The sequence below is a fragment of the Glaciecola nitratireducens FR1064 genome (genome assembly GCF_000226565.1).
GTDB lineage: Bacteria > Pseudomonadota > Gammaproteobacteria > Enterobacterales > Alteromonadaceae > Glaciecola > Glaciecola nitratireducens.
The window spans coordinates 3,130,922-3,155,213 of sequence record NC_016041.1; the positions used below are offsets into that span (position 1 = coordinate 3,130,922).

At 42.4% G+C, this 24,292-nt stretch carries 19 protein-coding genes and 1 riboswitch; of the genes, 12 read left to right on the top strand and 7 right to left on the bottom strand.

Annotated features, from left to right (window positions below; genetic code table 11):
- Positions 1-3 precede the first annotated feature (3 nt).
- Together dnaG and rpoD are read left to right on the top strand one after the other, a co-directional pair.
- Positions 4-1,773, top strand: a complete 1,770-nt coding sequence (dnaG, locus tag GNIT_RS13430) for a DNA primase (RefSeq protein ID WP_014109794.1) — start codon at positions 4-6, stop codon at positions 1,771-1,773.
- A gap of 370 nt (positions 1,774-2,143) precedes the next feature.
- Positions 2,144-3,973, top strand: coding sequence for an RNA polymerase sigma factor RpoD (gene rpoD / locus GNIT_RS13435; RefSeq protein WP_174268989.1), 1,830 nt, complete (start codon positions 2,144-2,146; stop codon positions 3,971-3,973).
- 326 nt (positions 3,974-4,299) lie between these two features.
- On the opposite strand, the gene GNIT_RS13440 is transcribed toward rpoD, so the two are convergent.
- Together GNIT_RS13440 and GNIT_RS13445 are read right to left on the bottom strand one after the other, a co-directional pair.
- Positions 4,300-7,437 (bottom strand): efflux RND transporter permease subunit, encoded by a 3,138-nt coding sequence (locus GNIT_RS13440; protein WP_014109796.1) that lies wholly within the window; start codon positions 7,435-7,437, stop codon positions 4,300-4,302.
- Positions 7,438-7,445: 8 nt separating this feature from the next.
- The gene (locus GNIT_RS13445; RefSeq protein WP_014109797.1) at positions 7,446-8,525 is read right to left on the bottom strand and encodes an efflux RND transporter periplasmic adaptor subunit; all 1,080 of its coding nucleotides are present in this window, start codon (positions 8,523-8,525) and stop codon (positions 7,446-7,448) included.
- Between the two features lie 310 nt (positions 8,526-8,835).
- Here GNIT_RS13445 and GNIT_RS17735 point away from each other — a divergent pair, with 310 nt between their 5' ends.
- The 3 genes from GNIT_RS17735 (at position 8,836) to GNIT_RS13460 (ending at position 12,113) form a co-directional block, all read left to right on the top strand.
- Positions 8,836-9,201 (top strand): NUDIX hydrolase, encoded by a 366-nt coding sequence (locus GNIT_RS17735; RefSeq protein ID WP_014109799.1) that lies wholly within the window; start codon positions 8,836-8,838, stop codon positions 9,199-9,201.
- Between the two features lie 145 nt (positions 9,202-9,346).
- Positions 9,347-11,107 (top strand): acyl-CoA dehydrogenase family protein, encoded by a 1,761-nt coding sequence (locus tag GNIT_RS13455; RefSeq protein ID WP_014109800.1) that lies wholly within the window; start codon positions 9,347-9,349, stop codon positions 11,105-11,107.
- Positions 11,108-11,192: 85 nt separating this feature from the next.
- Positions 11,193-12,113 carry a DMT family transporter gene (locus GNIT_RS13460; RefSeq protein WP_014109801.1) on the top strand — a complete coding sequence of 307 codons (921 nt, stop codon included), beginning with the start codon at positions 11,193-11,195 and terminating at the stop codon, positions 12,111-12,113.
- 58 nt (positions 12,114-12,171) lie between these two features.
- Here the strand turns inward: GNIT_RS13460 and GNIT_RS13465 are convergent, their stop codons facing one another.
- The gene (locus tag GNIT_RS13465) at positions 12,172-13,440 is read right to left on the bottom strand and encodes a methionine gamma-lyase (RefSeq protein ID WP_014109802.1); all 1,269 of its coding nucleotides are present in this window, start codon (positions 13,438-13,440) and stop codon (positions 12,172-12,174) included.
- 166 nt (positions 13,441-13,606) lie between these two features.
- Here GNIT_RS13465 and GNIT_RS13470 point away from each other — a divergent pair, with 166 nt between their 5' ends.
- Positions 13,607-14,083 (top strand): Lrp/AsnC family transcriptional regulator, encoded by a 477-nt coding sequence (locus GNIT_RS13470; protein WP_202945464.1) that lies wholly within the window; start codon positions 13,607-13,609, stop codon positions 14,081-14,083.
- Between the two features lie 170 nt (positions 14,084-14,253).
- On the opposite strand, the gene GNIT_RS13475 is transcribed toward GNIT_RS13470, so the two are convergent.
- The 4 genes from GNIT_RS13475 to GNIT_RS13490 form a co-directional block, all read right to left on the bottom strand.
- A complete protein-coding gene (locus GNIT_RS13475; protein WP_014109804.1) occupies positions 14,254-14,736 on the bottom strand; it encodes a GNAT family N-acetyltransferase in 483 nt (160 codons plus the stop codon).
- A gap of 28 nt (positions 14,737-14,764) precedes the next feature.
- Positions 14,765-15,232 carry a Cys-tRNA(Pro) deacylase gene (gene ybaK / locus GNIT_RS13480; RefSeq protein ID WP_014109805.1) on the bottom strand — a complete coding sequence of 156 codons (468 nt, stop codon included), beginning with the start codon at positions 15,230-15,232 and terminating at the stop codon, positions 14,765-14,767.
- A 272-nt stretch (positions 15,233-15,504) separates the two neighbouring features.
- Positions 15,505-16,107: a DUF3016 domain-containing protein gene (locus GNIT_RS13485; protein ID WP_014109806.1), complete on the bottom strand. Its 603-nt coding sequence runs from the start codon at positions 16,105-16,107 to the stop codon at positions 15,505-15,507.
- A gap of 80 nt (positions 16,108-16,187) precedes the next feature.
- Positions 16,188-16,538 (bottom strand): hypothetical protein, encoded by a 351-nt coding sequence (locus GNIT_RS13490; protein ID WP_041246433.1) that lies wholly within the window; start codon positions 16,536-16,538, stop codon positions 16,188-16,190.
- A gap of 293 nt (positions 16,539-16,831) precedes the next feature.
- On the opposite strand from GNIT_RS13490, the gene ccoG reads away from it, so the two are divergent.
- The 6 genes from ccoG to GNIT_RS13520 all read left to right on the top strand — a co-directional run bounded on the left by ccoG (position 16,832) and on the right by GNIT_RS13520 (position 24,292).
- A complete protein-coding gene (gene ccoG, locus GNIT_RS13495) occupies positions 16,832-18,262 on the top strand; it encodes a cytochrome c oxidase accessory protein CcoG (protein ID WP_014109808.1) in 1,431 nt (476 codons plus the stop codon).
- Positions 18,255-19,223, top strand: a complete 969-nt coding sequence (locus GNIT_RS13500) for a serine/threonine protein kinase (RefSeq protein ID WP_014109809.1) — start codon at positions 18,255-18,257, stop codon at positions 19,221-19,223. Before ccoG ends, GNIT_RS13500 begins: the two co-directional genes overlap by 8 nt.
- 36 nt (positions 19,224-19,259) lie before the next feature.
- Positions 19,260-19,484, top strand: a riboswitch (cobalamin riboswitch).
- A 54-nt stretch (positions 19,485-19,538) separates the two neighbouring features.
- Positions 19,539-21,446: a TonB-dependent receptor plug domain-containing protein gene (locus GNIT_RS13505; RefSeq protein ID WP_014109810.1), complete on the top strand. Its 1,908-nt coding sequence runs from the start codon at positions 19,539-19,541 to the stop codon at positions 21,444-21,446.
- Positions 21,447-21,634: 188 nt separating this feature from the next.
- Entirely contained in the window at positions 21,635-22,258 is a 624-nt protein-coding gene (locus tag GNIT_RS13510; RefSeq protein ID WP_014109811.1) for a thiol:disulfide interchange protein DsbA/DsbL, read from the top strand.
- Positions 22,259-22,612: 354 nt separating this feature from the next.
- Positions 22,613-23,332: a thiol:disulfide interchange protein DsbA/DsbL gene (locus tag GNIT_RS13515; protein ID WP_014109813.1), complete on the top strand. Its 720-nt coding sequence runs from the start codon at positions 22,613-22,615 to the stop codon at positions 23,330-23,332.
- 21 nt (positions 23,333-23,353) lie between these two features.
- Positions 23,354-24,292 (top strand): class I SAM-dependent methyltransferase, encoded by a 939-nt coding sequence (locus GNIT_RS13520; RefSeq protein ID WP_014109814.1) that lies wholly within the window; start codon positions 23,354-23,356, stop codon positions 24,290-24,292.

Sequence of the window (24,292 nt, forward strand, 5' to 3'; positions counted from 1 at the left end):
TTTATGGCTGGCCGCATTCCTCGCGACTTTATTGACGATCTTATTGCTCGAAGTGATATTGTCGATATTATTGATGCCCGAGTAAAACTGAAAAAAGCAGGTAAAAATCATCAGGCCTGCTGCCCTTTTCACAACGAGAAAAGCCCTTCGTTTTCTGTCAGCCAAGAAAAACAATTTTACTATTGCTTTGGCTGTGGCGCGAAGGGGAACGTCATTAGTTTCTTGATGGAATTTGACCGCTTAGAGTTTCCAGAAGCAGTCGAAGAACTCGCAAAAACCTATGGGGTTGATGTTCCACGAGAAAAAGGCGGTGCACCTGCACCTACTCCCCAGCAAAAAAGCCAGCGCGAACAAGATTATCAATTGATGGAATCGGTAACTCGATATTTTCAGCATCAATTAAAACATCATGCTCAGGCACCTGAAGTGATTGAATACTTAAAAGGACGGGGCCTCAGCGGTGACGTTGTTAAAGCTTGGGATATGGGATTTGCTCCTCCTGAATGGGATTCGGTATTAAAAACATTCGGTACTGACGAACACAAGCAGTCTAGGCTACTTGAATTAAAGCTAATTTCAGAAAACGATAACAAGAGACGCTTCGATTTTTTCCGAAATCGCGTGATGTTTCCTATTAGAGATAAACGAGGCCGTGTTGTCGGATTTGGCGGCCGCGTAATGCAGGACGATGGACCTAAATACCTTAACAGCCCCGAAACACCCATTTTCCACAAAGGCTTTGAACTATTTGGTCTATATCAAGCGCGTCAAAACAATCGAAAACTTGACCGCTTGTTAGTTGTAGAAGGCTACATGGATGTGGTGGCACTATCTCAATTCGAGATTGATTATGCGGTTGCCGCGCTTGGCACAGCAACCACGCCTGACCATATTCAAGCAATGTTCAAGTCGACACCAGAAATTGTGTGTTGCTACGATGGTGATAGAGCCGGCCGCGAAGCAGCATGGCGTGCGCTTGAAAATGCTTTACCATTCCTAAAAGACGGCGTTGGCATGAAGTTCCTATTCCTGCCCGATGGCGAAGATCCTGACACAATGGTTCGCAAAATAGGAAAAGAAGCTTTCGAAAACTTACTAAGCAAAGCGGTTCCTTTGTCAAAATTCTTTTTTGATAACCTATTACAGCGCCATTCGATTGCGTCAAATGAAGGCAAAGCCGCGCTTAAAGCAGAAGCAGTGCCTTTGATCGAGAAAATTCAAGGTGATAACCAACGAGACCTTTTGATGTTCGACCTAAGCAAATTGTTCGGTGAGGAAGCAAAAGAAACGCTCGCTCGTGATATGAAAGATGCTAACAGTCGTAAAGCGCCTCGAAAAATGGACTATCAGCTACCACAAAAAATCAAACAATCACCACTGCGCATGATGCTTAGGCTGTTAATGGATTCGCCAAGCCTTGCATCAGATTGCCCAAATGTAAAGTTGGCACCTTTAAAGAATACAGCGATTTCAGGTATTCCCTTGTTGATCGACTTGCATTCGTATTGTTACGCGAACCCGAAGGCGAGTACCGGGATGGTTTTGGAGGCTTTTCGAGAACACCCGAACAGTCGACACCTTGCCCAGTTGCTAGAGAGCGACGTTGTATCGTCGGACACCAACGTAAAGCCCCTATATGTCGATTGCTTTAAAAATCTAATTAAATGGCACTTTAGGGCGCGCTTAGATGAATTGGAAGCAAAAACAAAGTTTTCAGAGTTAACGGAACAAGAACAACAAGAATTGAATTTATTAATGCGCAAACTGCATTAGGGTCTATATTTAATCCAGTATATTAATTCATAATAAATAAGCTTTTTGTTTTGTTTTGAATTGCCGATACGGTGTAGGACATTCAAAATAATTTACTAATAAAAAATGGTTCAGGCTCTGTTGCCTACTGCTAAATATAATTATGTCGATACTTGAAAAGAGCAAATTTGAACCCATATTAAATGAAATTCGTAACAACAATTGATAGTCAGAAGTAGCCGTTTTGTGTTAGACTAGCTAATTCGCAAACGCTACGATAAAGCAAGCTAAGGGTGTACATCCTTGGTATCGTTTAACGGGTTGAAAATAAACTACTATTGAAACAGGTAGTTTATTCGCGTTTAACAACTCCTAATTAAGTGTAAGGTATATTGTGCAGAGCAAGCAGTCCCAGATAAAACTCCTGATTGCCAAAGGTAAAGAACAAGGTTACTTGACCTTTGCCGAAGTAAACGATCACCTCCCTCAAGACATTGTAGATTCTGATCAGATAGAAGATATCATTCGCATGATCAACGACATGGGGATTAAAGTCTCGGAGTCTGCTCCAGACGCTGACGAGTTGCTTATGCAAGATTCGTCTGCGGATGAAGACGTAGCTGAAGCTGCCGCGCAAGCGCTAGCAACAGTTGAGAGTGAAATCGGTCGCACAACTGACCCCGTTCGTATGTATATGCGAGAAATGGGCACAGTTGAGCTATTAACACGTGAAGGCGAAATTGAAATCGCGAAACGCATTGAAGATGGTATTAACCAAGTTCAGTGCTCTGTTGCAGAATATCCAGAAGCAATTACCTATTTGCTTGATCAATGGGACTTGTTCGAAGCTGAAGAAATTCGAATTAGCGATATCATCATCGGCTTTGTCGACCCTAACGAACAAGACGTAGCTCCAACCGCAACGCATATTGGTTCAGAATTGTCACAAGAAGAACTTGATGATGAAGATGACGATGCTGACGATGAGGACGAAGAAGAGGAAGACACAGGCGTTGACCCTGAGTTAGCCAGAGAAAAATTCACCGCATTGCGTAATCAATACAATAAAGTAATGAGCGTAATTGAAGTGAAAGGACGCTCGCATAAAGCATCACGCAAAGAAATTCATGAGTTGAGTGAAGTATTCAAAGAGTTCCGTTTAATACCTAAGCAATTCGACCGCATGGTTAAGAATATGCGCGGAATGATGGATCGTGTTCGTATTCAAGAGCGCTTGGTCATGAAGTACTGCGTCATGAATGCAAAAATGCCGAAGAAAGATTTTATCAAGGCGTTTGCAGGTAATGAAACAAGTATAGATTGGTTGTACAAAGCACTTGAAGGCAAAGCACCTTACGTTGAAAAGCTTCTTGAGTTTAAAGAAGAAATTGAGCGTAGTGTTAGCAAAATGAATGCTGTTGAAGCTGAAACTGGCTTAATTATCCCTGATATTAAAGACATCAATCGCAGAATGTCGATTGGTGAAGCGAAAGCTCGCCGCGCCAAGAAAGAGATGGTTGAAGCAAACTTACGTTTGGTAATCTCAATAGCGAAGAAATACACGAACCGCGGTTTACAATTCTTGGATCTTATTCAAGAAGGTAACATCGGTTTGATGAAAGCCGTTGATAAATTTGAATACCGTCGTGGTTATAAGTTTTCAACGTATGCTACTTGGTGGATACGTCAGGCGATTACGCGCTCTATTGCTGACCAAGCAAGAACGATCCGTATTCCTGTGCACATGATTGAAACGATCAACAAGTTGAATCGTATTTCACGTCAAATGCTTCAAGAAATGGGTAGAGAGCCAACACCAGAAGAGTTGTCAGAACGCATGTTAATGCCAGAAGACAAAATCCGTAAAGTGCTTAAAATTGCCAAAGAGCCAATCTCCATGGAAACACCAATTGGTGATGATGAAGATTCGCACTTAGGGGATTTCATAGAGGACAGCACCATTATACAGCCTCTTGACTCTGCCACTGGCGGTAGCTTGAAAAACGCGACTCAAGAAGTGCTGGCTGGCCTAACAGCTCGCGAAGCGAAAGTACTGAGAATGCGATTTGGCATTGATATGAACACCGACCATACTTTGGAAGAAGTAGGCAAACAGTTCGACGTTACACGTGAACGTATCAGACAGATCGAAGCGAAGGCATTGCGTAAACTCCGTCACCCTAGCCGCTCTGAGCAACTGAGAAGCTTCTTAGACGAATAACACTTATCATTCTTGAACAACTCGAGAAAACAAAAGCCCTAATTAATATTAGGGCTTTTTTTATGTCCAACATAAAGTCGACTTAAGCAACTCCCCACAAAAAGGACACAAAAAGGACACACCTATTTCTTCAACTGAACGAAGCGCAAACAGAAGCGCAAACAGGACACACCTAATTGTTAAGCCGAAATAGGTGTGTCTTGTTTGAGCGATAATCTATTTAGCACATAAAAAAAGGTGGGTCATAACGACCCACCCTGTTCATATAACTTCCTTAAGCGCTAATCACTCAATTCAACGTTGAAGCTTAGCGAATAACATAGGCTTTACTTGGAAGCTGCCGCCTCTTCCTGCAGCTGTTCTTCGCCCTTTTTATACGGTACTTCTTCCTCCAGCTCTGTCAGTTCTTTCGCTAGCTTCTCTGGAGAACCCGTTCCTCTTGCCAAATATGAATAGGCCGTTGGTACGATAAATAATGTCATAAACGCTGAAAACATAACGCCAGCAAAGATCACCATACCGATCACAGCGCGTGATTCCGCCCCCGGCCCTGTAGCTAAAACTAGCGGCAGCGCACTAAACACAGTTGTGAAACCGGTCATGACAATAGGGCGCAGTCTCAACATTGACGCTTTTTTCAATGCCTCTTCAAATTCAACGCCCGAATCCCGAAGCTGATTTGCGAACTCTACAATGAGGATCCCGTTTTTAGCGGCGAGTCCTATTAGCATGACTAATCCTATTTGGCTGTATATGTTAATCGACATCCCCGCCAAATATAGGCCGACGTAGGCGCCTACCAAAGCTAAAGGCACTGTCAGCATGATTACTAGGGGGTGGATCCAGCTTTCAAATTGCGCTGCGAGTACCAAATACGTCACCGCTAAAGCCAATAGAAATATAAAGATGAAAGACGAACCAGACTCTTGATAAAGCTGCGACTCTCCTTTGTAATCTATAGAAACACCACTAGGCAATTCAGTTGCCACTATATTTTCAAGAAAAGCCAGCGCCTCGCCGATGGTGTAATCGTCTGCCAAATTAGCGCTGATAGTGATCGCTCGCATACGATTATAACGGTTGAGTGTATTTGACGTTGCTCTTTCAGAAATATTCAAGAGGTTATCCATCGGTATCAATTCGCCGGTTCTATCGGAACGAACATAGATGTTATCTATGCTGCTAGGGCTTCGATAATCCGCCTCGTTGCCTTCCAGTATAACGTCATACTCTTGGCCACGATCGAGATAAGTCGACACCCGTCTTTGCCCAAGCATGGTTTCCAAGGTTCGGCCAACTTCAGATATCGACACGCCTAAGTCAGCGGCTCTATCCCTATCAATATTAACTAATAGTTGCGGTGACGTTTCCTTGTAGTCAGAATCTATACGCAACAACTTAGGATTTTCAGCTGCTTTTTCGATCAAAGTATCACGCCAGCTGGTAAGCTCTTCGTAGGTATTTCCCTGCAGTACAAATTGCACCGGGCGACCTAAACCGCCACCACCAAGGGCAGAGCGCATAACAGCAAAAGCTCTTACGTCTGGAATTTCAGATAATTTCCCACTGATTTCATTCATTAAATCAAACGTTGAACGCTCTCGAGTGTCCCAATCAGCTGCACCAACAATCGCGATGCCAGCCGTCCCACCAAAACCAGGCGTTCTAACTAACACACGCTTAGCTTCACCAGAATCTCTATAGGGCAATAATATATCCTCAATCACCTTCAAGTTTCGTGCATTGCTCTCATAGCTCGCGCCCTCTTGAGCCTGCATTAATATAAAGAAGTTTCCGCGATCTTCTTTGGGTACAAACTCTTCAGGAATTTTACTTTGTAATTGCACCAAAAGCACAATACTCACTACGACCATTAGTAACATCAAAATGGGTTGTTTAATGGTTGTCGTTAAGCTGTTGTAATATCTTAGTTCTAGCTTCTTAAAGCTAACGTCTACCCACTTTCCGAAGCCTGAGCTACGCTCTCTTTTCTTCAGTAGCTTAGAAGCAAGCATAGGAGACAGCGTCAATGCCGTAAAACTAGAAAATGCGACCGCCGCTGCAATGGCAATGGCAAACTCGGTAAATAATCTGCCTATGTTTCCTTCCAAAAATACTAAGGGAAGAAATACTGAGATAAGTACTAAAGTGGTGGCGATGACGGCAAAGCCAACTTCTCTCGCACCTCGATAAGCCGCTAATATGGGTGGCTCGCCCATCTCTATTCTGCGATAAATATTTTCGAGCACCACAATGGAATCATCCACAACCAAGCCAATGGCCAATACGAGCGCGAGGAGCGTCAGCAAGTTGATAGAATAGCCCAGCATATATAGAACAATGAACGAAGCAACCAATGAAACGGGGACGGTTACAGCGGGTATGAGGGTTGCTCTAATATTGCCTAAGAATAGATAGATAACCACGATTACCATAAACATAGCGATGGCAAGCGTGTTGTAAACTTCGTTAATCGACTCTTCAATAAACACCGACGAATCATAGCTTTCCACAAAATAAATATTATCAGGTAACGTTGCTTCAATGCGCTTCACGGCAGCTTTAGCTTCTCTTGCAACATCCAGTGTATTTGCTTTAGATTGCTTTACGATGCCCAAACCAATCATATTGACGCCGTCACCACGGAAGTCAGTTTCATCATCTTCCGCGGCTAGTTCAACATTAGCTACTTCTGACAATCTTACTAAAAAGCCATCTGCGCCCGCTTTTATAGTCAAATTTGCGAAATCTGTTGGTGTCAAAAATGAGCGAGCCACGCGAACGTCAAAATCACGTTCGTTTGATTCCACTCGCCCTGCAGGAAGTTCGACGTTTTCGGAGCGAATGACTCGCTCGATATCACCGACAGTGATGCCTCGAGCGGCCATTGCGTTACGATCAACAGAAACTTTCATCGCATAAGTGCGGCTACCGCCAATTCGAACCCGCGCTACGCCATCAGCAGTGGAGAGCTGATCCACAATGAAGCGATCAGCAAAATCGGTCAGCTCCATAGTCGTTAAGTTAGTGCTTCGCAAGTTGTACCAAACAATGACATCTTCATCACTGTTCGATTTAGAAACCTCTGGTGGTAGTGCTTGATCAGGTAAGTTGTTTAGTGCTCGAGAAACTCTCTCTCGAACGTCGTTAGAAGCAGCATCAATATCTCGGTTTAAGTTAAACTCGATGGTGATACTTGAGCGCCCGTTGCGGCTTGATGAAGTAATATTCTTCATACCTTCAATACCGCTAATTCGGTCTTCCAGAAGTTGCGTAATTCTGGTTTCTACAATTTCAGCTGAAGCGCCAGGATAGCTTGTATTGACCGACACAATTGGCGGATCGATATCCGGATATTCTCGCAACGAGAGAAAGGTAATAGCGACAATGCCAAAAACCAAGAGAATTAGGTTAACAACAGAAGCAAAAACAGGGCGTTTTACGGAGACATCAGATAGTAACATACAGCCCCCTAAACTTTACTTGCAACAGCATTAGCAGGAACTACTTTTACGCCGCCACCATCACGGACTTTCAGCGTTCCTTCTATAATGACTTCTTGGCCTGCATCAAGGCCATCAAGAATTTGAATCCACCCAGGTTTTCTTTGACCAATCGTCACTTTTGTTTTGCGCGCTTTATTTTCTTCGTCTATCACAAAAACAAACTGTGATTCACCTTCTGGGATAAGGGCGCTTTCGGGAATTACCAGTGCGTCTACGACTCGTTTTTCGAGGTTAATTTGTAATAACATGCCTGGACGTAGTTTCAAGTCATCATTCGTTATTTGAGCTCTAACTTGAATAGCACGAGTCACAGGATCAATTCTCGAACCGATGCTTGTGATGCTACCGTTGAAGTTTTCTCCTGGGTAAGCGATCGAATTTGCAACGACACTTTGGCCATTCGCAACGCTAGCTAAATGGGACTCGGAAATACTAAAATCAACTTTCATGATGCTTAAATCATCAAGGGTAGAGATAATATCGCCAGGACGAACCAAGCTGCCAATACTAACTTGGCGAATACCCAAGCGACCGGCAAATGGAGCACGTACCTGCAGCTCAGACAACTGCGCATCGACAACGTCTTTTTGTGCTTCGAGTGAATCAACGCGCGCCTTTTGTTCATCTAACAATTGTTCTGACGCTGCACTCTGCTTGGCTAAACCTTTAATTCGAGTAAGTTGGCGTTTTGCCTCTGCAATATTAATAGCCAGTTCATGAACACGTGCTTTTTCCTCACGGTCATTCAGTTCTATCAGTAGCTGCCCCTTCTTTACAAGGCCACCGTCTTCGAATAGCACCGCTCTCACTGTTTCTGCTTGCTGTGCAGTAATGTTCACTGATTCGTTTGCTACTGCAGTACCTAATGCTTCAACAATAATAGGGAATGCTTGTGTTTCAGCTTTAGCACTCACAACCGATGTTATACCGCCGCCATCACGCTGATTTCCAGCGTCAATTTCAACTGGCAAATTGATATAAATAGCAAAACCGATCAGCGCTGCCACGCCGATTAACAGCGGTGAAAATTTAACAAACTTGGGCATTATTATTCCTATTGAATTTTGAGCAATATCTGACGGCGTTATTATAAGCGATTTTACGATTTCTATATAACTTTAAAGGTAAATCTTTACACTTACTTTACGCATAGACTTGATTCTGACTTAATTGCACTTTAGTGTGCTGTTTTATGGTTTATTAATACTACTAATGCTGAATTCTGGATTTAAACTTTTACTTTTAATATTTGTTCTCGTTTTGGTTGCTTGTGCAAAACCGCCACCTTCTCCTACATGTCGCATAGCAAAAGCGTTTAACGCTGATTATAAGGGCCCTGCGGGATGTCTTATCCGAGTGCAAAACTCACTGCTTGTCATTAAATATAGTTCATCAGGGCAATATGACCTGCCTTTTGGCGATCCTATTTCAAATGAGTCTGCGCAATGCACGGCGCATCGTCATACTTGGGAACAAACTGGTTTTAATGTTGAGGTTGATCAGCTACTCGGCGTTAGTCAATCTGGAATGATGCTGTTTTCGTGTGGGCTAAGTAGTGGTTTTACCAGCGATGATGGCCCACTTGAGCCGCCGAGTTGGGCTAATAGCAATATTCAACAGATCGAATTTATAAGTCCTTTCGATACACGATACGATGTTTGGCAACAACCTGATAATCTCATTATGTATAGAGACGGCTTTGTTGCTGTCGGGGATGACTAAAGTAGAACAAATTATAATCACTCTGAGCCAGATACAGCACTTTAACAACAAAATTTATCGAAAAAGTCGTCTTTTTCCTGTTTTTCACGTATTTTATTTCTATCAGTACGTTTACATAATCACAATCGCATACTTCGGAGTTTCTATGCCGCAATTTAAAGCCCCAATCGCAGACGTTCAATTTTTATTAAATGACTGGTTAGACATTGACAAACACTACCAAGACATCGGCGCCGAGGGAATGGATTCAGAGTTGGTCAATGAAATTATTGCACAAGGAGCCAAGTTTGCAGAAGAGGCGGTAGCACCGCTTAATCGTGAGGGTGATGAAGAAGGCTGCAAATTAGTTGACGGCTCAGTGACGACTCCTGCTGGCTTCGCCCAAGCCTACCATGAATATATTGCGAACGGTTGGAATGCCATGCTCGGAAATCCTGAGTTTGATGGACAAGATCTTCCCTACTCAGCCGCAGTTCCTGTTCATGAAATGCTTAATGCCGCGAACCTGAGCTGGCGCTTAACTACCATGCTAACAGAGAGCGCCGTACTTGCCGTCGACAAGCATGCAACGGCTGAATTAAAATCCAAGTACCTCTCCAAACTAATCAGCGGTGAATGGACTGGCACAATGAACCTAACAGAACCTCACGCCGGAACCGATCTTGCCTTATTAAACTCAAAAGCAATACCACAGCAAGACGGTTCGTATTCCGTGACTGGAAACAAAATATTCATCACTGGTGGTGATCATGATTGGACTGACAACATCATTCACTTGGTATTAGCCCGATTACCTGATGCGCCTGCTGGCGTTCGTGGGATCAGCCTTTTCCTAGTGCCTAAGTTCTTATTGAATGAAAATGACGAGCCTGGTGAAAGAAACGCATTAAGTGTTGGTAGTATCGAAAAGAAAATGGGCATTAAAGCAAGCCCTACCTGTGTTATGAATTATGACGGCGCTAAAGGCTGGCTTGTAGGTGAGGAAAATAAGGGTCTTGCCTGCATGTTTACCATGATGAACGATGCTCGTTTCCAAGTTGGCTTGCAAGGTTTAGGTGCTGCAGAAGCATCCTATCAAGGCGCGCTAACCTACGCACGCGAACGCTTGCAATCAAGAGCGCCACAAGGTGTTCAACAGCCAGACCAGAAAGCTGATGCAATATTACATCAACCCGACGTGAAAAAAATGCTCCTTACCCAAAAGTCGTTAACTGAGGGTTGTAGAGCGTTAGCGATGCTTTATGCACATCAAATGGACGTTGAAAAATACACGAGCGATGAACGTCATGCTCAGGCCAAAAAAGTGATCGCCTTCTTAACGCCTATTTGTAAAGGTTTTATGACCGACATGGGCACCGAAGTCACAAACATAGGTATACAGGTTTATGGTGGCCATGGTTACGTGCGCGAGTGGGGAATGGAGCAGTTGGTTAGAGATACTCGTATTGCCCAGCTTTACGAAGGAACCAATGGCATCCAAGCTGCCGACCTCATCGGTCGCAAATTAACGCGTGATGGCGGCGACATGCAGCAAGCAACGTTCAAACTTTTGTCCGAGCGCATCGCAGCAATGACGGATAGCGAAAAGCAAGCACAAGCAAGTTCATTGTTGGCAGAATGGAATGAAACCTCTCAGGCATTGTTAGGTGCTAAAGCTGAAGATGTTGCCGGCGCCGCAACTGACTACTTACACTACAGCGCATATTCGTTGTTGGGCGTATTGTGGCTAGATATGGCAAGTGCGGCGGCGCATAGCTCTAATGAGCTCATTGCTAAAGGGAAAGCAAATACCTGCGCGTTCTATATGAAACGAATACTGCCTAGAAAGGACATCCACAAGTCAGTTGTGCTAGCTGCCGCTGACGATCTTATGGCCGTTGAAGATCAGCAATTTGATTACGTGTAAGTTTCTGTCAACTATCGGACATACAAATAGATGATAGTCAGCGGTCTCACAAAAACATATAGCTTAAAGGATTAGCACTAACATAATGAATTTTCGCTTAATCGTTGGTACCGTCACAGCCATGCTAGCGTTCGCCGGAAATTCAGTTTTATGTCGCTTGGCTTCAGAGCAGCTTACGATTGACCCCGCTAGTTTTACATCAATAAGACTGCTCAGCGGGGCAATCGTATTAACCATTTTGCTGCTGTCTATTCCAAAGCTCATGCTTGCGGAACAACCGTTAAGCGCTGACGGGGACGCAAACAGCAATGACGTTTATGTTAATAAATGTTTTCGCCTACTTTCACTCAAGCAAAGTAGTTGGTTAGGTGGATTCTCGCTGTTCGCCTACGCTGCTGGTTTTTCCTTCGCCTATATTTCACTGCCTACAGGCACAGGCGCATTGATCCTTTTTGCCATGGTGCAGATTACAATGCTGTCTTACGCTTTAGTTCAGGGGTCTCGATTTAGTTTGGCACAATGGTTTGGCTTTGCAATGGCGTTGGTTGGGCTTGTGTATCTATTTTTACCTGGAATTAGCGCTCCTCCTCTACTAGGCGCAACTCTCATGGGTATCGCTGGAATTGCGTGGGGCGTCTATTCGATTTTAGGAAAACGGGTCGTCAACCCTACTCAATCGACAACAGAAAACTTTATAAGAGCTAGCATAATCACGCTACTGCTGAGCCTTATTTTTATCAATGACATCTCGATATCTTCACGAGGGGCCTTATTGGCAATTGCTTCAGGAGCCCTTACCTCCGGTATCGGTTACGCAATTTGGTATGCTGTTCTGCCATTTTTAAAAGCGGCTTCATCAGCTTCACTACAGTTAACTGTTCCGGTAATAGCAACGATTGGCGGTGTGGTGTGGCTCGGAGAAGAAGTAAGTATTCGATTAGCGCTTGCCTCAATCAGTATTTTAGGTGGCGTTGCTATTGTTGTTTTACTGCCGAAAAGAGAGTAAGAGCTTATTTTCTAGAGCCGATACTCTCTAAGTCGATTTGCTTTAACCTGTTATTGCCTTATTTCAGAATTGCGGCTTGGCTATTGTTTTGAGTAACGAGACTATCAACGTGTTCAAGATTTTTTCCCAGCGCTTCATGGCTAATTGAATTGAGCGCCTGTTGTAAATCATCTAATATATCTTCAACGCCCTCCAAACCCACTGACAAACGAATTAAACCATCACTTATGCCGTGTTCCAAGCGCTCTTCTGGTGTGTAAGTTGAATGCGTCATGCTTGCAGGATGCTGCACCAATGTCTCGGCATCGCCAAGTGAAACGGCACGCTGTATCATTTGCAGTTTGTTCATCATCTTTATTCCTGCTTGCACTCCCCCTTTCACTTCAAACGTGATCATGCCACCAAAATCTGACATCTGCTTTTTAGCCAATTCATATTGTTCGAAGCTCGGTAAGCCTGGGTAGCATACTGTTTCAACTACTGGATTTGCCTCGAGCATTTTTGCAACGCGCATGGCACTTTGACAATGTCTATCCATTCTTAGCTCAAGCGTTTTCATTCCACGCATGACTAACATAGCGTTAAACGGCGCCATACAAGCACCGGTCATGTCTTTCATTCCGTACAAACGAATTTCGCTAACGATGTCTTTAGGCCCCGCAATTAAGCCGGCCACTAGATCACCATGGCCACCTAAATATTTAGTCGCCGAATGAACAACAATATCTGCGCCTAATTTAATCGGCTGCGTTAGATAAGGCGTTGCATAGGTGTTGTCGACAACGACAGTGGATTTATACTTATGCGCGATTTTTGACACTGCTTCGATATCTACTAAGCGCATATTTGGATTTGCTGGTGTTTCAAAATAAACCACTTTGGTATTATCCGAAATAGCGTCATTTAGAAGCTCGTGATTGGACAAATCGACATGAGTTACTTTGATACCAAACTTGGCTAGGCCGTGGTGCAAAAATGTAAATGTGCAGCCGTATAGCGTCTTATCGACAATAATCTCATCACCAGGAGAAAGCAGTGTCCACATGGTTGAAGAGATAGCGCCAATGCCAGAAGCTAGAGCGAGGCCAGCCTCTGTGCCCTCTAGTATCGCAATCCGCTTCTCGAGCAAGTCTAGGGTTGGGTTAGAAATACGAGAATAAAAATGACCATCTCTTTCACCTGCAAACATTTGTCCACCCGCTTCTGCGGTTTCGAAAGCGAAAGTCGAAGTAAAGTGAACAGGCGGAGTTAATGCGCCTTCATTGGCTTGGGCGTCGTAGCCGTGATGAATAGCGAGCGTTGAAAAATTTTTGTTTGTGCCTTGCATAAAACCTCCAAAATAATCTGAGAATTCTACAATGGGTTCTGCCTGTTTTTATTAGGTATTGGCATTGTACGAACTTGCACTATATTGTTAATTATATGCTTCAGTGAAAGGTTTATTCGTGTTAGTTTAGCGCTATATTGAACCAAAATTAGCAGATAATGCCAAAATGAGTGATTCAAAGATAAATATGGACAGCAAGGACCGCGAAATTATTAGAGAACTGCAGACCGATGGACGAATAAGTAATCAAGAATTAGCCGCAAAGGTCAATTTAAGCCCGTCACCTTGTTTGCGTCGACTAAGAAACTTAGAAAATGAAGGCATTATCAAGGGCTACGGTGTTGAAGTAGATGCACAAGCCTACGGGCTTCCCATTACGGTGTTTGCTCGCGTGCAGTTAGAGAAGCATTCTGCTGACGTAGTGTCGAATTTCGAGCAGCACATTGAATTTGCCGAGCAAGTGTTAGAGTGTTATGTCATGACGGGTGTGTCGGATTATCTTTTGAAAATAGTGGTTGCAGATCTGCATGCTTATGAAGTATTTGTGCGAAAAGTTTTGCATCCTATTGGCAGTATTGCCTCTATCGACACGAGTTTTGCCTATGCTACAGTGAAAAAGACAGGCATTTTCCCACGAATATAGCCTTGGAAGACGCGTTGTTAGTCTCACTACAATTTCCTTAAACTCCGAATAAAGAAACTCCGAATAAAGACACACCTGTTTATTCAAAATTTAGAGCTCAACACTCCGCGGCATGCTCCGTCGTTTATTGATATCACAGTGTAGACTAACTTTTTTGCTCAGTAATAACGTTAAAGTGGCTTTTCCCAAAACACCGCTTTACCCATTTCAGGATCCAATTCATACCCTTTGAAACCAGCCTTGATATAAGCGTTCTTTGCGACGTGATTACCTTCTAAAACTTCCAATGTAATCTTGCAACAACCTTTCGATATCGCAATTTCTTCAATTTTATTCATTAGTAACTGACTTAGCTGTAATCCTCTAAACTCAGGGTTAACCGCAAAGTCGTGGATATTCACGAGAGGCTTGCACTTAAATGTAGAAAAACCTTCAATACAATTTGAAAACCCTGCCGGTTTTCCGTCAACATAACAAATGATAGAGAAAATGAATGAACGTTTTTTCAACTCAGCTATCAAGTTGTTTTTAGAATATGACGCCAACTCGCTACCGCCACCCATGGGATCTTTGGCGTACTCATTCAGCAGAGAAAGTAATTCATTTGCTTGTTTTTCGTTGTCGTAATCGACCAATTCTAGTGTGATGTTCATTTCATACCTGTATTTAAATAAAATGTAATTATGCGGCGATGTCTTGGACCGACGCACTTAGAAGTTTTTCTATAGCATTTGGAGAAATGGCTAGTTCTAGTCCCCTTCTGCCGCCGCTTACGTAGATTGTATCAAAGTTGCTTGCGCTGATATCCAATACCGTCATTAACTTTTTCTTTTGCCCAAACGGACTGACGCCACCAAGTACATATCCTGACATGCTCTCTACTTTTTTAGCGTCTGCCATTATAGCTTTTTTACCTGACGCTGCTTTGGCCAGCTTCTTCATACTAAGTTGTTTATCAGATGGCACGATTGCCACAACAAAATGATGAGTATCAACTTCAACAACGAGTGTCTTAAAAACCGTTTCCGGAGCTATACCTAACTTTGCTGAAGCTTCACTAGCGAAACTTTGATTATTGGGATCATGCAAATATTCGAGAACGTCAAAAGATGCTTTTTGCTTCTCCAAGAATAAAATCGCTGGTGTCATATATAAATTATCAAAAATAATTGAAATGATAGAAGTAATGTAATGGCTGCAAAGTATGAAGTCCAACCATTGATGTTTTTTATCGGGAAATATATGCGATTCGTTTGATAAGTTATTTTAAAAGGACACACCTGTTTATTGATTTTCGGTTAAACAGGTGTGTCCTTTTAAGCATCCTTTTAAGCATCCTTTTAAGCATCGCGTAAAGCAAAAAGCCAGCTTAAGCTGGCTCTTTGACAGGACACTTTGTGTGAGCGAAGCACTTAGCCGCATCAGCCTTCAGCTTGAAATGTATCTTCAAACCATCGTGAAATCATGACTTTTTCGTAATGCAGAGATGTATTTTTATTGAACGAACTGCCTCTTGACAGGTAACTCATGTCTTTTAAATCAACATCTTCTTGCTTTACTAATTGACCCTTTTCATCAAGGTATTCATATGAGAAGGTCATACGAGGAATATCAATATCTCTCATAATTCGATAGTCCTGCATTCCGAAGCGCCCCTGATTCGAGAAATTGTTTAAACCGGCCATACCAGGGGTTTGAACTGCTCCCGCCATGTCCAGATCAGTCACTTTCAAATGAAGGGTATAACCCAAAGGAAGTGCTTCCCCTAAGGTTGCAAAAAAAGTTTCTAATTCAAGAAATACAGATTCTCTATACCGTTTCCTGGATGTTGTTGGATGCTGAACATCTCGAAACTTTTGCGGGTCAATCCATTCTATAGAAACATTACTTTCGGTTGCTTTCGGTTCAGTGCCCATCTGTGGATCTAGGTTTTGAGCGAGACTGCGCTGAACGTTAGACGCCGTTGTTTGAATACTTACGAGTAAAGCAGAAACTAAGACAAGTGATTTAACAAAATTAAACATAGAGATCTCCGACAGCAGTTGCTGATGAACTTATTATATATGACCAATTATACAAGCCATAAGTTCACAGTTTATGCGTATTAAAACTTTGTATCTTCAATTTGATCGCATAGGCGGATGAGGTTCTGGCCGTAGATAAACGGATTTTTATCTTTTTTGATACAGTAGAACTGCCTAAATGATTCTAATTTCTCTCTACTTTCCGTAATGTCTAAAACGTAGTCTGTTTGATGCGGTTGAAGCGACATATTGTTATAAAAAAAGCGTTCTCTCAATGCAGATAAAGATTGTTGTTCAGGAATATCCACTACCGATTCAATCCATCCTGAAACAGTTTGTTGTATGTCCGATAAGAAATATTGAACAAAACTAGTCCTTAGTACAACGACTAATATTAATACTTCGATGAAAATGACAAAAGTTCGCCACATGGGTAAGTAAGTATCCTCTTTAGATATAGCAACGTATAACAATACTCTTTTCTAACGGTAAGTATACTAGTTGCCTTGCAGGCAAAAACAAAGATATTCAGCAATACATCTGTATAAATTGTGCCGCTGGCAATCTCCCTTATACGTATAATTTTTAGATTGACAAAGAAAGCGGTGTTTTTTGATCTGAAATAACAATTCTTTACCTCAACTTGATATACTCTACTAGTTTCCAATAGTGCGCCTCTTCAAACAGCTTTGCGTACTAACTTTAATCCTTTCCGGAGCGTTTCATGAGCGAACAAATAAAAATTAAAGATGTTACACCGGTAAAAATTCACAAGCCGGAAGAAAGCGCTAACTATTCGGCGAGAAGTCGCATTTATGTCCGCGCAGTTGAAGGGATGCTGGAGAACATTAGACGCTTTTTTGGATTAATATTTTTAGGATTATTCGCCGTTATTCCTTGGATCCAATACAACGGCAATCAAGCGGTGCTATTTGACATTGGAGAGCAACGATTCAATATATTTGCAATGACTTTGTGGCCGCAAGACCTGACCATTTTGGCATATATTTTTATCGTCTCCGCCTTTGCCTTGTTTTTCGTTACCACTTTTGCCGGAAGAGTCTGGTGCGGTTTTATGTGTCCGCAAACTACATGGACTTTTATCTATATCTGGTTTGAAGAAAAGATTGAAGGCAGCCGCAACAAAAGAATGAAGCTTGATGAAAGAAAAATGGATGCCGATAAATTCATTCGCAAAACGTTAAAACACTTTGCATGGGTTTCGGTGGCACTCCTTACCGCGATCACATTTGTCGGCTACTTCACCCCCATTGATGCACTGTTCGTCGACTTTTTTACATTGGATGTGGGTTTTTGGGCCGGTTTCTCAATTATATTTTTTACAGTTTGTACCTATGGCAACGCTGGATATATGCGCGAAATTATGTGCACGCATATCTGCCCTTACGCTCGGTTTCAATCGGCAATGTTTGATAAAGATACTTTTACCGTTGCTTATGACCCAAGCAGAGGCGAACAGCGAGGTCCACGTTCTCGCAAAATCCCGCATGAACAATTAGAAGAAAAAGGACTTGGCGACTGTATTGATTGCAACCTCTGTGTTCAGGTTTGTCCTACAGGAATAGATATTCGCAACGGCTTGCAATATGAGTGCATTAACTGCGGTGCCTGCGTAGATGCTTGTAACGGCGTTATGGATAAAATGGGATATGAAAAAGGATTAATTAGCTTCACTTCTGAGCATCAACTTTCTGGCGGAACGACAAAGATTATACGTCCCAAATTGATCGGCTATGCTGTTGTTTTGCTTATTATGACAAGCTTATTGGTGCTAGATATATACACGAGAGCGCCATTAGAGATTGATATTATCAAGGATCGAAACTCGCTTTACAGAGAGACGAATCAGGGCTTGATAGAAAACGTCTACACATTAAAGTTATTAAATAAATCGCAAAATGATCGTACCTTCACTGTCTCCATTAGTGGCATTGAAGGAGCGAAATATGTCGGTGAATCAGTGGTTAACGTGCGCGGAGGTGGAGTTTACACACTGCCTATCAGCGTCGTTACCAGCCCATATTCTTTAACAGAAGAAGTAACCAATTTTACTTTTCACGTTGAAACTCAAGATGAAAATGGTGAAATAATTAAAATTCAAGAAACTAGTCGGTTTATTTTTACTGATGTCTGATTTCTCATTTGCAGGACTCAACCCAGACCTTATCCTCGATGCTATTGAAAGTGTTGATATCCAAGCGTCATCCGGATTACTGGCATTAAACAGTTATGAAAATAGGGTTTATCAGTTCCTAGCGGAAGATAACAAACGTTATGTCGCCAAATTTTATCGCCCTCAACGATGGACCAATGCGCAAATTCAAGAGGAGCATGATTTTGCACTTGAGTTAATGGGAGAAGAAATCCCGATTGTTGCGCCATTAGTCATCAACGGTCAGAGCTTGCATGAACATGCGGAGTATCGATTCGCGCTATTTCCCTCAGCAGGCGGGCGTCAATTTGAAGTTGATAACCTCAATCAGCTCGAATGGATGGGGCGTTTCATTGGTCGTATGCACAGAGTTGCGCAATCCAAACCGTTTGCGCATCGCCCCGAAGTTTGCACAAAAAGTTATCTGGATATACCCAAGCAAGTGTTGCTCACTGGCTCGCTTGTTCCGCATCACTTGCAAACGGCATTTCACACTATTCTTGATATGGTGATTGCCGAAACTAAAAGTAAATTTACGACAAATTACAAGTCGATGCGCTTACATGGCGACCTGCATCCAGGCAATATTTTGTGGCGCGATGGACCCACCTTTGTCGACCTCGATGACTGCAGGATGGGGCCAGCGGTGCAAGATCTTTGGATGATGCTATCAGGCGATCGCCAACAGCAGTTCATTCAACTCGATACACTTGTTGAAGCTTATGATGAATTTCATGAATTCGATACCAATCAATTATCTCTCATTGAGCCACTGCGCGCGATGCGAATGGTCCACTACATGGCTTGGCTAAGTCAACGTTGGGAAGACCCTGCATTTCCGCATGCGTTTCCATGGTTCGCGGAAGATAAGTACTGGGAAAACCAAATATTGGCGCTAAAAGAGCAGTTTTCTGCACTCCAAGAGCCGCCTCTTAGGCTTTAAAACAAAATAATCATTCACATCTCCCGCAAAGACTTTATACTTCGCAGCGTTCAAGGTGCTTTTTGTATTAATGCAGGAAGTTAAACGGGAAACTGGTGTAAATCCAGCGCTGCCCCCGCAACGGTAAACATTGAAAGTAGCTCGATGACTTTCACTTATTATTCACCAACATTATGCTTGGCGTCATCCACTGTGTTCAACACGGGAAGGTTTTAATAAGACAGTGTAAGCCCGGATACCGGCCCTGATAGGTACGGGCAATTTGCCTTTCTTTTTTGTCATGCTCGGGCGGAGCATATACAGAGCCTTAATTTAATGAAAATAAAACATCCTTTATTGGCTGCAATTCTTGCTGCCTCTTATTCAACTTCAACCTTTGCTTTTGAACAAAACCAGTCCATTGAAACTATCAGCGTAGTCGGTTCTAGATCGCCGATTGATAAATCGACGCTTGCTGGTTCAGTCTCTTTTATTAACTCAGCCTCAATTGAAGCCTCCGGTGCTATTACGGTGACGGATTTATTGCGCTCCTTCGCTAGTATCAATGTTAGCCAGTCCGGACCAACAGGCACGTTAACCGAAGTGCGCTTTCGAGGAAGTGAAAGCAACCATATTTTAGTGTTAATCGACGGTGTTGAGATAAATGACATTGGTCAAGGCGGATTAGTCAACTTCGCCCACTTGCTTGTGTCTGATATTGAGCGAATTGAGTTACTGCGCGGCCCACAAAGTGCCCTGTGGGGAAGTAGCGCGGTGTCTGGCGTCATAAGCATCACCACAAAAAAGGCAGAGCTTTCAGGGCAGCACAGGTTAGCAGCTAATCTAGGAATGGGCACGCAAGCAACGCGCCAAGTAGGTTTGTCTTATAAGACGCGTCAAGATGGCTTGTCGTTGTCTGCAAATTTACGCCATTTGAGAACGGATGGTGACAACATATCTCGTCAAGGCTCTGAAGATGACGGTTATCGAAACACTTCTTTCAACACGAATCTTAGTTATGAGTTTAATAAAGAACATAAAGTGACCTTTAACCTGAGATTGCTAGATTTTGTTACTGAATTTGACGCCACAGACTTCGTCAATACCGGACTATCAGTCGACGCTGATAATTATTCAACAGGTAATCAACACAATGCCTTATTGAGATGGGACTTCAATCCGTCAAAAAGCATATGGTCGCAATCATTGAGCTATCAGTTGAATCGTTTTGCAAGTGATAGTTATTCAGAAGACGTGTTTTCTGGGGGCACTGTGGGTAAGACTCAACGACTCAATTGGATAAACTATATCGACTTAGGAGCAAATGATTTTTTTAATATTGGACTTGATAGTGTAAAAGAAGACTTTGAACAAAGCGGTCCTATTGTTTTTGGTAATCCAAATCAGACACAAAACAACCAAACTATTTCGGTGTTGAGTGATGGGCAATATGAACTTATAAAAAAGCTGTATGCTAGCTACAGCGTGCGCACGGATGCAAGCGATGAATTTGATAGCGCTAATAGTTTTAGATTAGGCCTTAGCTACCATTTTACCGACAAGCTAAAAGCGTTTATTAGCCGTGGAAAAGCAGTTAAGAATCCCACATTTACTGAAAGGTTTGGATTCTTTCCTGGCACTTTTTCTGGCAATTCAGCTTTAGTTCCAGAATCAAGTTATGCGAACGAAATTGGATTAAGCTATCGTTTATCAAGTCGGTTGAATGCTGAACTAACTCACTTCGACACCAAATTAGAAAATGAAATCAACGGTTTTGTTTTCGAACCCACAACCGGTGCTTTTACTGCGCAAAACATTGACGAAACATCGACAAGAAAAGGCCTTGAAGTTTCACTCTCTGGAGATTGGAAAGACCTAAGTTGGACGGCAAGTTATGCTTACCTAGATGCCAAGGCACCAACCGAGGTCGAGCTTAGACGATCGCGTCATTCAGGATCCACAACCATCAACTATGCCTTGAATGCAGTCAGTAACCTTTATATTCAAGCAGATTATACCGGGTCAAAGCAGGATAGATTCTTTCCTCCGTTTCCGAGCCCGTCGGAAATTGTTGGGCTGAACCCTTATTGGTTAGTTAGTGCAAACTATCAATATAAATACAATAAAAATATAAAATTTGGACTTCGGATTGACAATTTATTGAATGAGAATTTTGAAGATGTCGTTGGGTTTGTCGGGCAGTCGCGAAAAATTGTCCTTAATATGCAATACCAATTGAACTAAGTCGCTAAGCACTTATCGAATGCCAGTGGCATTAAGTCTTGAATCTGAATATTAACTGAACAAGGTCGGATAACTGGGTTTATTCGACCTTATATTTTGAAAAGGCATTTTGCTTTGTGGTATTCTGCGAGCAGGTATCAATTTACATTATTATAAATATTAATATTTCTCCAATTAAAGGATTTTATATGAAAAAGCTGTTTTCAATACTTGTGGTTGCAATGCTATTGCCATTTGCTGTCAATGCGGCCGACCAATGGAAAGAGGGCACTCACTACAATGTGATCAGCGAGAAAGCAACCGCTAAGCCAGAAGTGACTGAGTTCTTTTCTTTTTGGTGTCCCGCTTGCTACCGTTTTGAACCATTGGTAAAACAGATGAAGGAAGGATTAGGCGAAGACGTTACGTTTAATAAAGTGCAAGTTAACTTTATGCAAAGCGCTGGACCATCAGTTCAAGACGACGCCACTAAAGCAATGATTATTGGCCGTGCGATGAAAAATGAAGAAGCGTTAAATGCTTCTATTTTCAATTACATCCACGAACAACGCTCAACCGTTACTGGTTTAAAAGACTTGCGCAGCGTATTCATCATCAACGGTGTTGATCCTGAAGAGTTTGATAAATTAGCGAAAAGCTTTAGCGTCAAGAGCTTGGTTAACAAAAACAACCGAGAAATTGATACATATCGCAAACACTTAACTGGCGTACCAAACTTTATCGTAAACGGCAAATACCAAGCCACATTCTCAAGAGACATGACCCCCGACGATATTGTGAACCTCATTGTATGGCTAACTAAACAACCATAGCTAAAAGCAGATTGTTACAAAAAGGACCGAAAGGTCCTTTTTTTTGTGCTCAAATTCACCTGAACAAACACTTAAACAAAGACACACCTATTTTGAGTCAAAAACACCTAAACAAGCACCTAAACAAGGACACACCTATTTAGTGTCAAACACCTAAACAAGGACACACCTATTTAGTGTCAAATAGCCTGTAGTAAAGACAAACTTTTTCATCTCGAAATAGGTGTGTCCTTATTCTGACTTTTTATTGCGACTTAGCTGGGAATCGTCCCAATTACATCGAATAGGTTTACCATTGTTCAAAAGCATCTATAATCATATGCTTAACCAATGGTAATTATTTTAGGAAGTTACATGACAAAATCTTCAATCATACTTTTTGCAGCTCTATTATTCTCTTTGACGCTAAGTGGATGCTCAGAAGCGCCACCTCCTCCATCTAGTTCAGTAGATACAGTTGCTGAAGCTGAAGCCGACTTACAACAGCCAGTAGCAGTATCTCCCCTAATGCCATCAAAATGGATTGAGGGCACACACTACAATGTTATTGCTGATTCAGCTTCTGAACAAAAACAAGTCGTCGAGTATTTCTCATTTTGGTGTCCCGCCTGCTATGGCTTTGAGGCAGTTGCAGATCAAATAAAATCAAAATTAGCTGACGACGTTACCTTCAGAAAAGTCCACGTTAATTTCATGGGTTTTACAACGCCAGACATTCAAGAACAGGCGACTAAAGCCATGCTTATCGGCAGACAAATGGGCACGGAGGAACTAATGAATGCTGCAATATTTGGGCATATTCACGAACAAAAGCAAAAAATAGAGGGAATGAGCGATCTTAGACAGCTATTTATCTCATACGACATCTCGGGTGCGGATTTTGATAGCACACTAACAACAGATGAATTAACTGCTGCTTTTGAACAAAACAATAACGAGATAACGCAATTTAAGGAACATCTCAACAGCGTTCCAAATATTGTTGTTAATGGAAAATATCAAGCCAAATTCACAAGAGAAATGACACTGCTAGATGTTGTTGAATTAGTTAATTGGCTTAGCCAACAAAAGTAATTAAGCACAATAAGGATTATCATGTTGAATAAGTCGATTACTTTACCAGCTCTCGGGTTAACACTCGCGGTAACATTCGGATGTTCAGAAGCACCTAAAAACGAACTCCCGGTTGCTGGATCAGCACAGAAGATGGTGGAACAAGCTAAATCTCCTGAAAAAGCCATCGTCACAGTGAATCAAGCCAAGCTAGAGTACGCCGTGCAAGCACGAAACGATGAAGATAAATCCAGAGACGGCGCCCGCAATCCAATTGAAACACTTGAGTTTTTTCAAGTGGCTCCTGGAATGGTGGTCGCAGAAGCGCTACCTGGCGGCGGATGGTATTCAAAAGTTCTAGCTAGGTATCTAGGTTCAGAAGGAACGCTGTACGGTATAAACTACAATGATGACATGTGGGCTAGGTTTGGATTTTTTGATGAAGAAAGCATTCAAAAATCAATTGAACAAACAACCAAGTTTCCAGAGATGGTGAGCGGATTTGCGGAACAAGGTCCCCAATCTTCAGGCTTTACCTTTAACAGTGCGCCCAAGGAATTAGCCGGTACAGTTGACCGAGTGTTATTTATTAGAGCCCTGCATAATCTGAGTAGATTCGAGAATGAAGCCGACACAATGTCAGGTGCATTGGCAGCTGCCCATATGATGTTGAAGGAAAATGGATTAGTCGGCGTCGTTCAACATCAAGGGCCTGAAAAGAATTCAGATGATTGGGCTAATGGTGGTTCAGGTTATCTTAAGAAATCAGCTGTAATAGAAGCCTTTAAAACAGCAGGATTTGAGCTTGTTGCCGAGTCTGATATTAATGAAAATCGCAAAGATGTGCCAACTGAAGAAGAGATAGTCTGGCGACTTCCTCCATCATACAGTGGAACTGCTGACGACCCTCTATTAAAAAATAAGGTTGACGCTATCGGTGAATCCAATCGCATGACGCTTTTATTCAAAAAAGCTCAATAA

Excerpts from the sequence above, each read along its gene's own strand:
- dnaG (WP_014109794.1), top strand. The coding sequence starts at position 4 with ATGGCTGGCCGCATTCCTCGCGACTTTATTGACGATCTTATTGCTCGA.
- GNIT_RS13440 (WP_014109796.1), bottom strand. The coding sequence starts at position 7,437 with ATGTTACTATCTGATGTCTCCGTAAAACGCCCTGTTTTTGCTTCTGTT.
- GNIT_RS13445 (WP_014109797.1), bottom strand. The coding sequence starts at position 8,525 with ATGCCCAAGTTTGTTAAATTTTCACCGCTGTTAATCGGCGTGGCAGCG.
- GNIT_RS13455 (WP_014109800.1), top strand. The coding sequence starts at position 9,347 with ATGCCGCAATTTAAAGCCCCAATCGCAGACGTTCAATTTTTATTAAAT.
- GNIT_RS13460 (WP_014109801.1), top strand. The coding sequence starts at position 11,193 with ATGAATTTTCGCTTAATCGTTGGTACCGTCACAGCCATGCTAGCGTTC.
- GNIT_RS13465 (WP_014109802.1), bottom strand. The coding sequence starts at position 13,440 with ATGCAAGGCACAAACAAAAATTTTTCAACGCTCGCTATTCATCACGGC.
- GNIT_RS13470 (WP_202945464.1), top strand. The coding sequence starts at position 13,607 with ATGAGTGATTCAAAGATAAATATGGACAGCAAGGACCGCGAAATTATT.
- GNIT_RS13475 (WP_014109804.1), bottom strand. The coding sequence starts at position 14,736 with ATGAACATCACACTAGAATTGGTCGATTACGACAACGAAAAACAAGCA.
- ybaK (WP_014109805.1), bottom strand. The coding sequence starts at position 15,232 with ATGACACCAGCGATTTTATTCTTGGAGAAGCAAAAAGCATCTTTTGAC.
- GNIT_RS13485 (WP_014109806.1), bottom strand. The coding sequence starts at position 16,107 with ATGTTTAATTTTGTTAAATCACTTGTCTTAGTTTCTGCTTTACTCGTA.
- GNIT_RS13490 (WP_041246433.1), bottom strand. The coding sequence starts at position 16,538 with ATGTGGCGAACTTTTGTCATTTTCATCGAAGTATTAATATTAGTCGTT.
- ccoG (WP_014109808.1), top strand. The coding sequence starts at position 16,832 with ATGAGCGAACAAATAAAAATTAAAGATGTTACACCGGTAAAAATTCAC.
- GNIT_RS13500 (WP_014109809.1), top strand. The coding sequence starts at position 18,255 with ATGTCTGATTTCTCATTTGCAGGACTCAACCCAGACCTTATCCTCGAT.
- GNIT_RS13505 (WP_014109810.1), top strand. The coding sequence starts at position 19,539 with ATGAAAATAAAACATCCTTTATTGGCTGCAATTCTTGCTGCCTCTTAT.
- GNIT_RS13510 (WP_014109811.1), top strand. The coding sequence starts at position 21,635 with ATGAAAAAGCTGTTTTCAATACTTGTGGTTGCAATGCTATTGCCATTT.
- GNIT_RS13515 (WP_014109813.1), top strand. The coding sequence starts at position 22,613 with ATGACAAAATCTTCAATCATACTTTTTGCAGCTCTATTATTCTCTTTG.
- GNIT_RS13520 (WP_014109814.1), top strand. The coding sequence starts at position 23,354 with ATGTTGAATAAGTCGATTACTTTACCAGCTCTCGGGTTAACACTCGCG.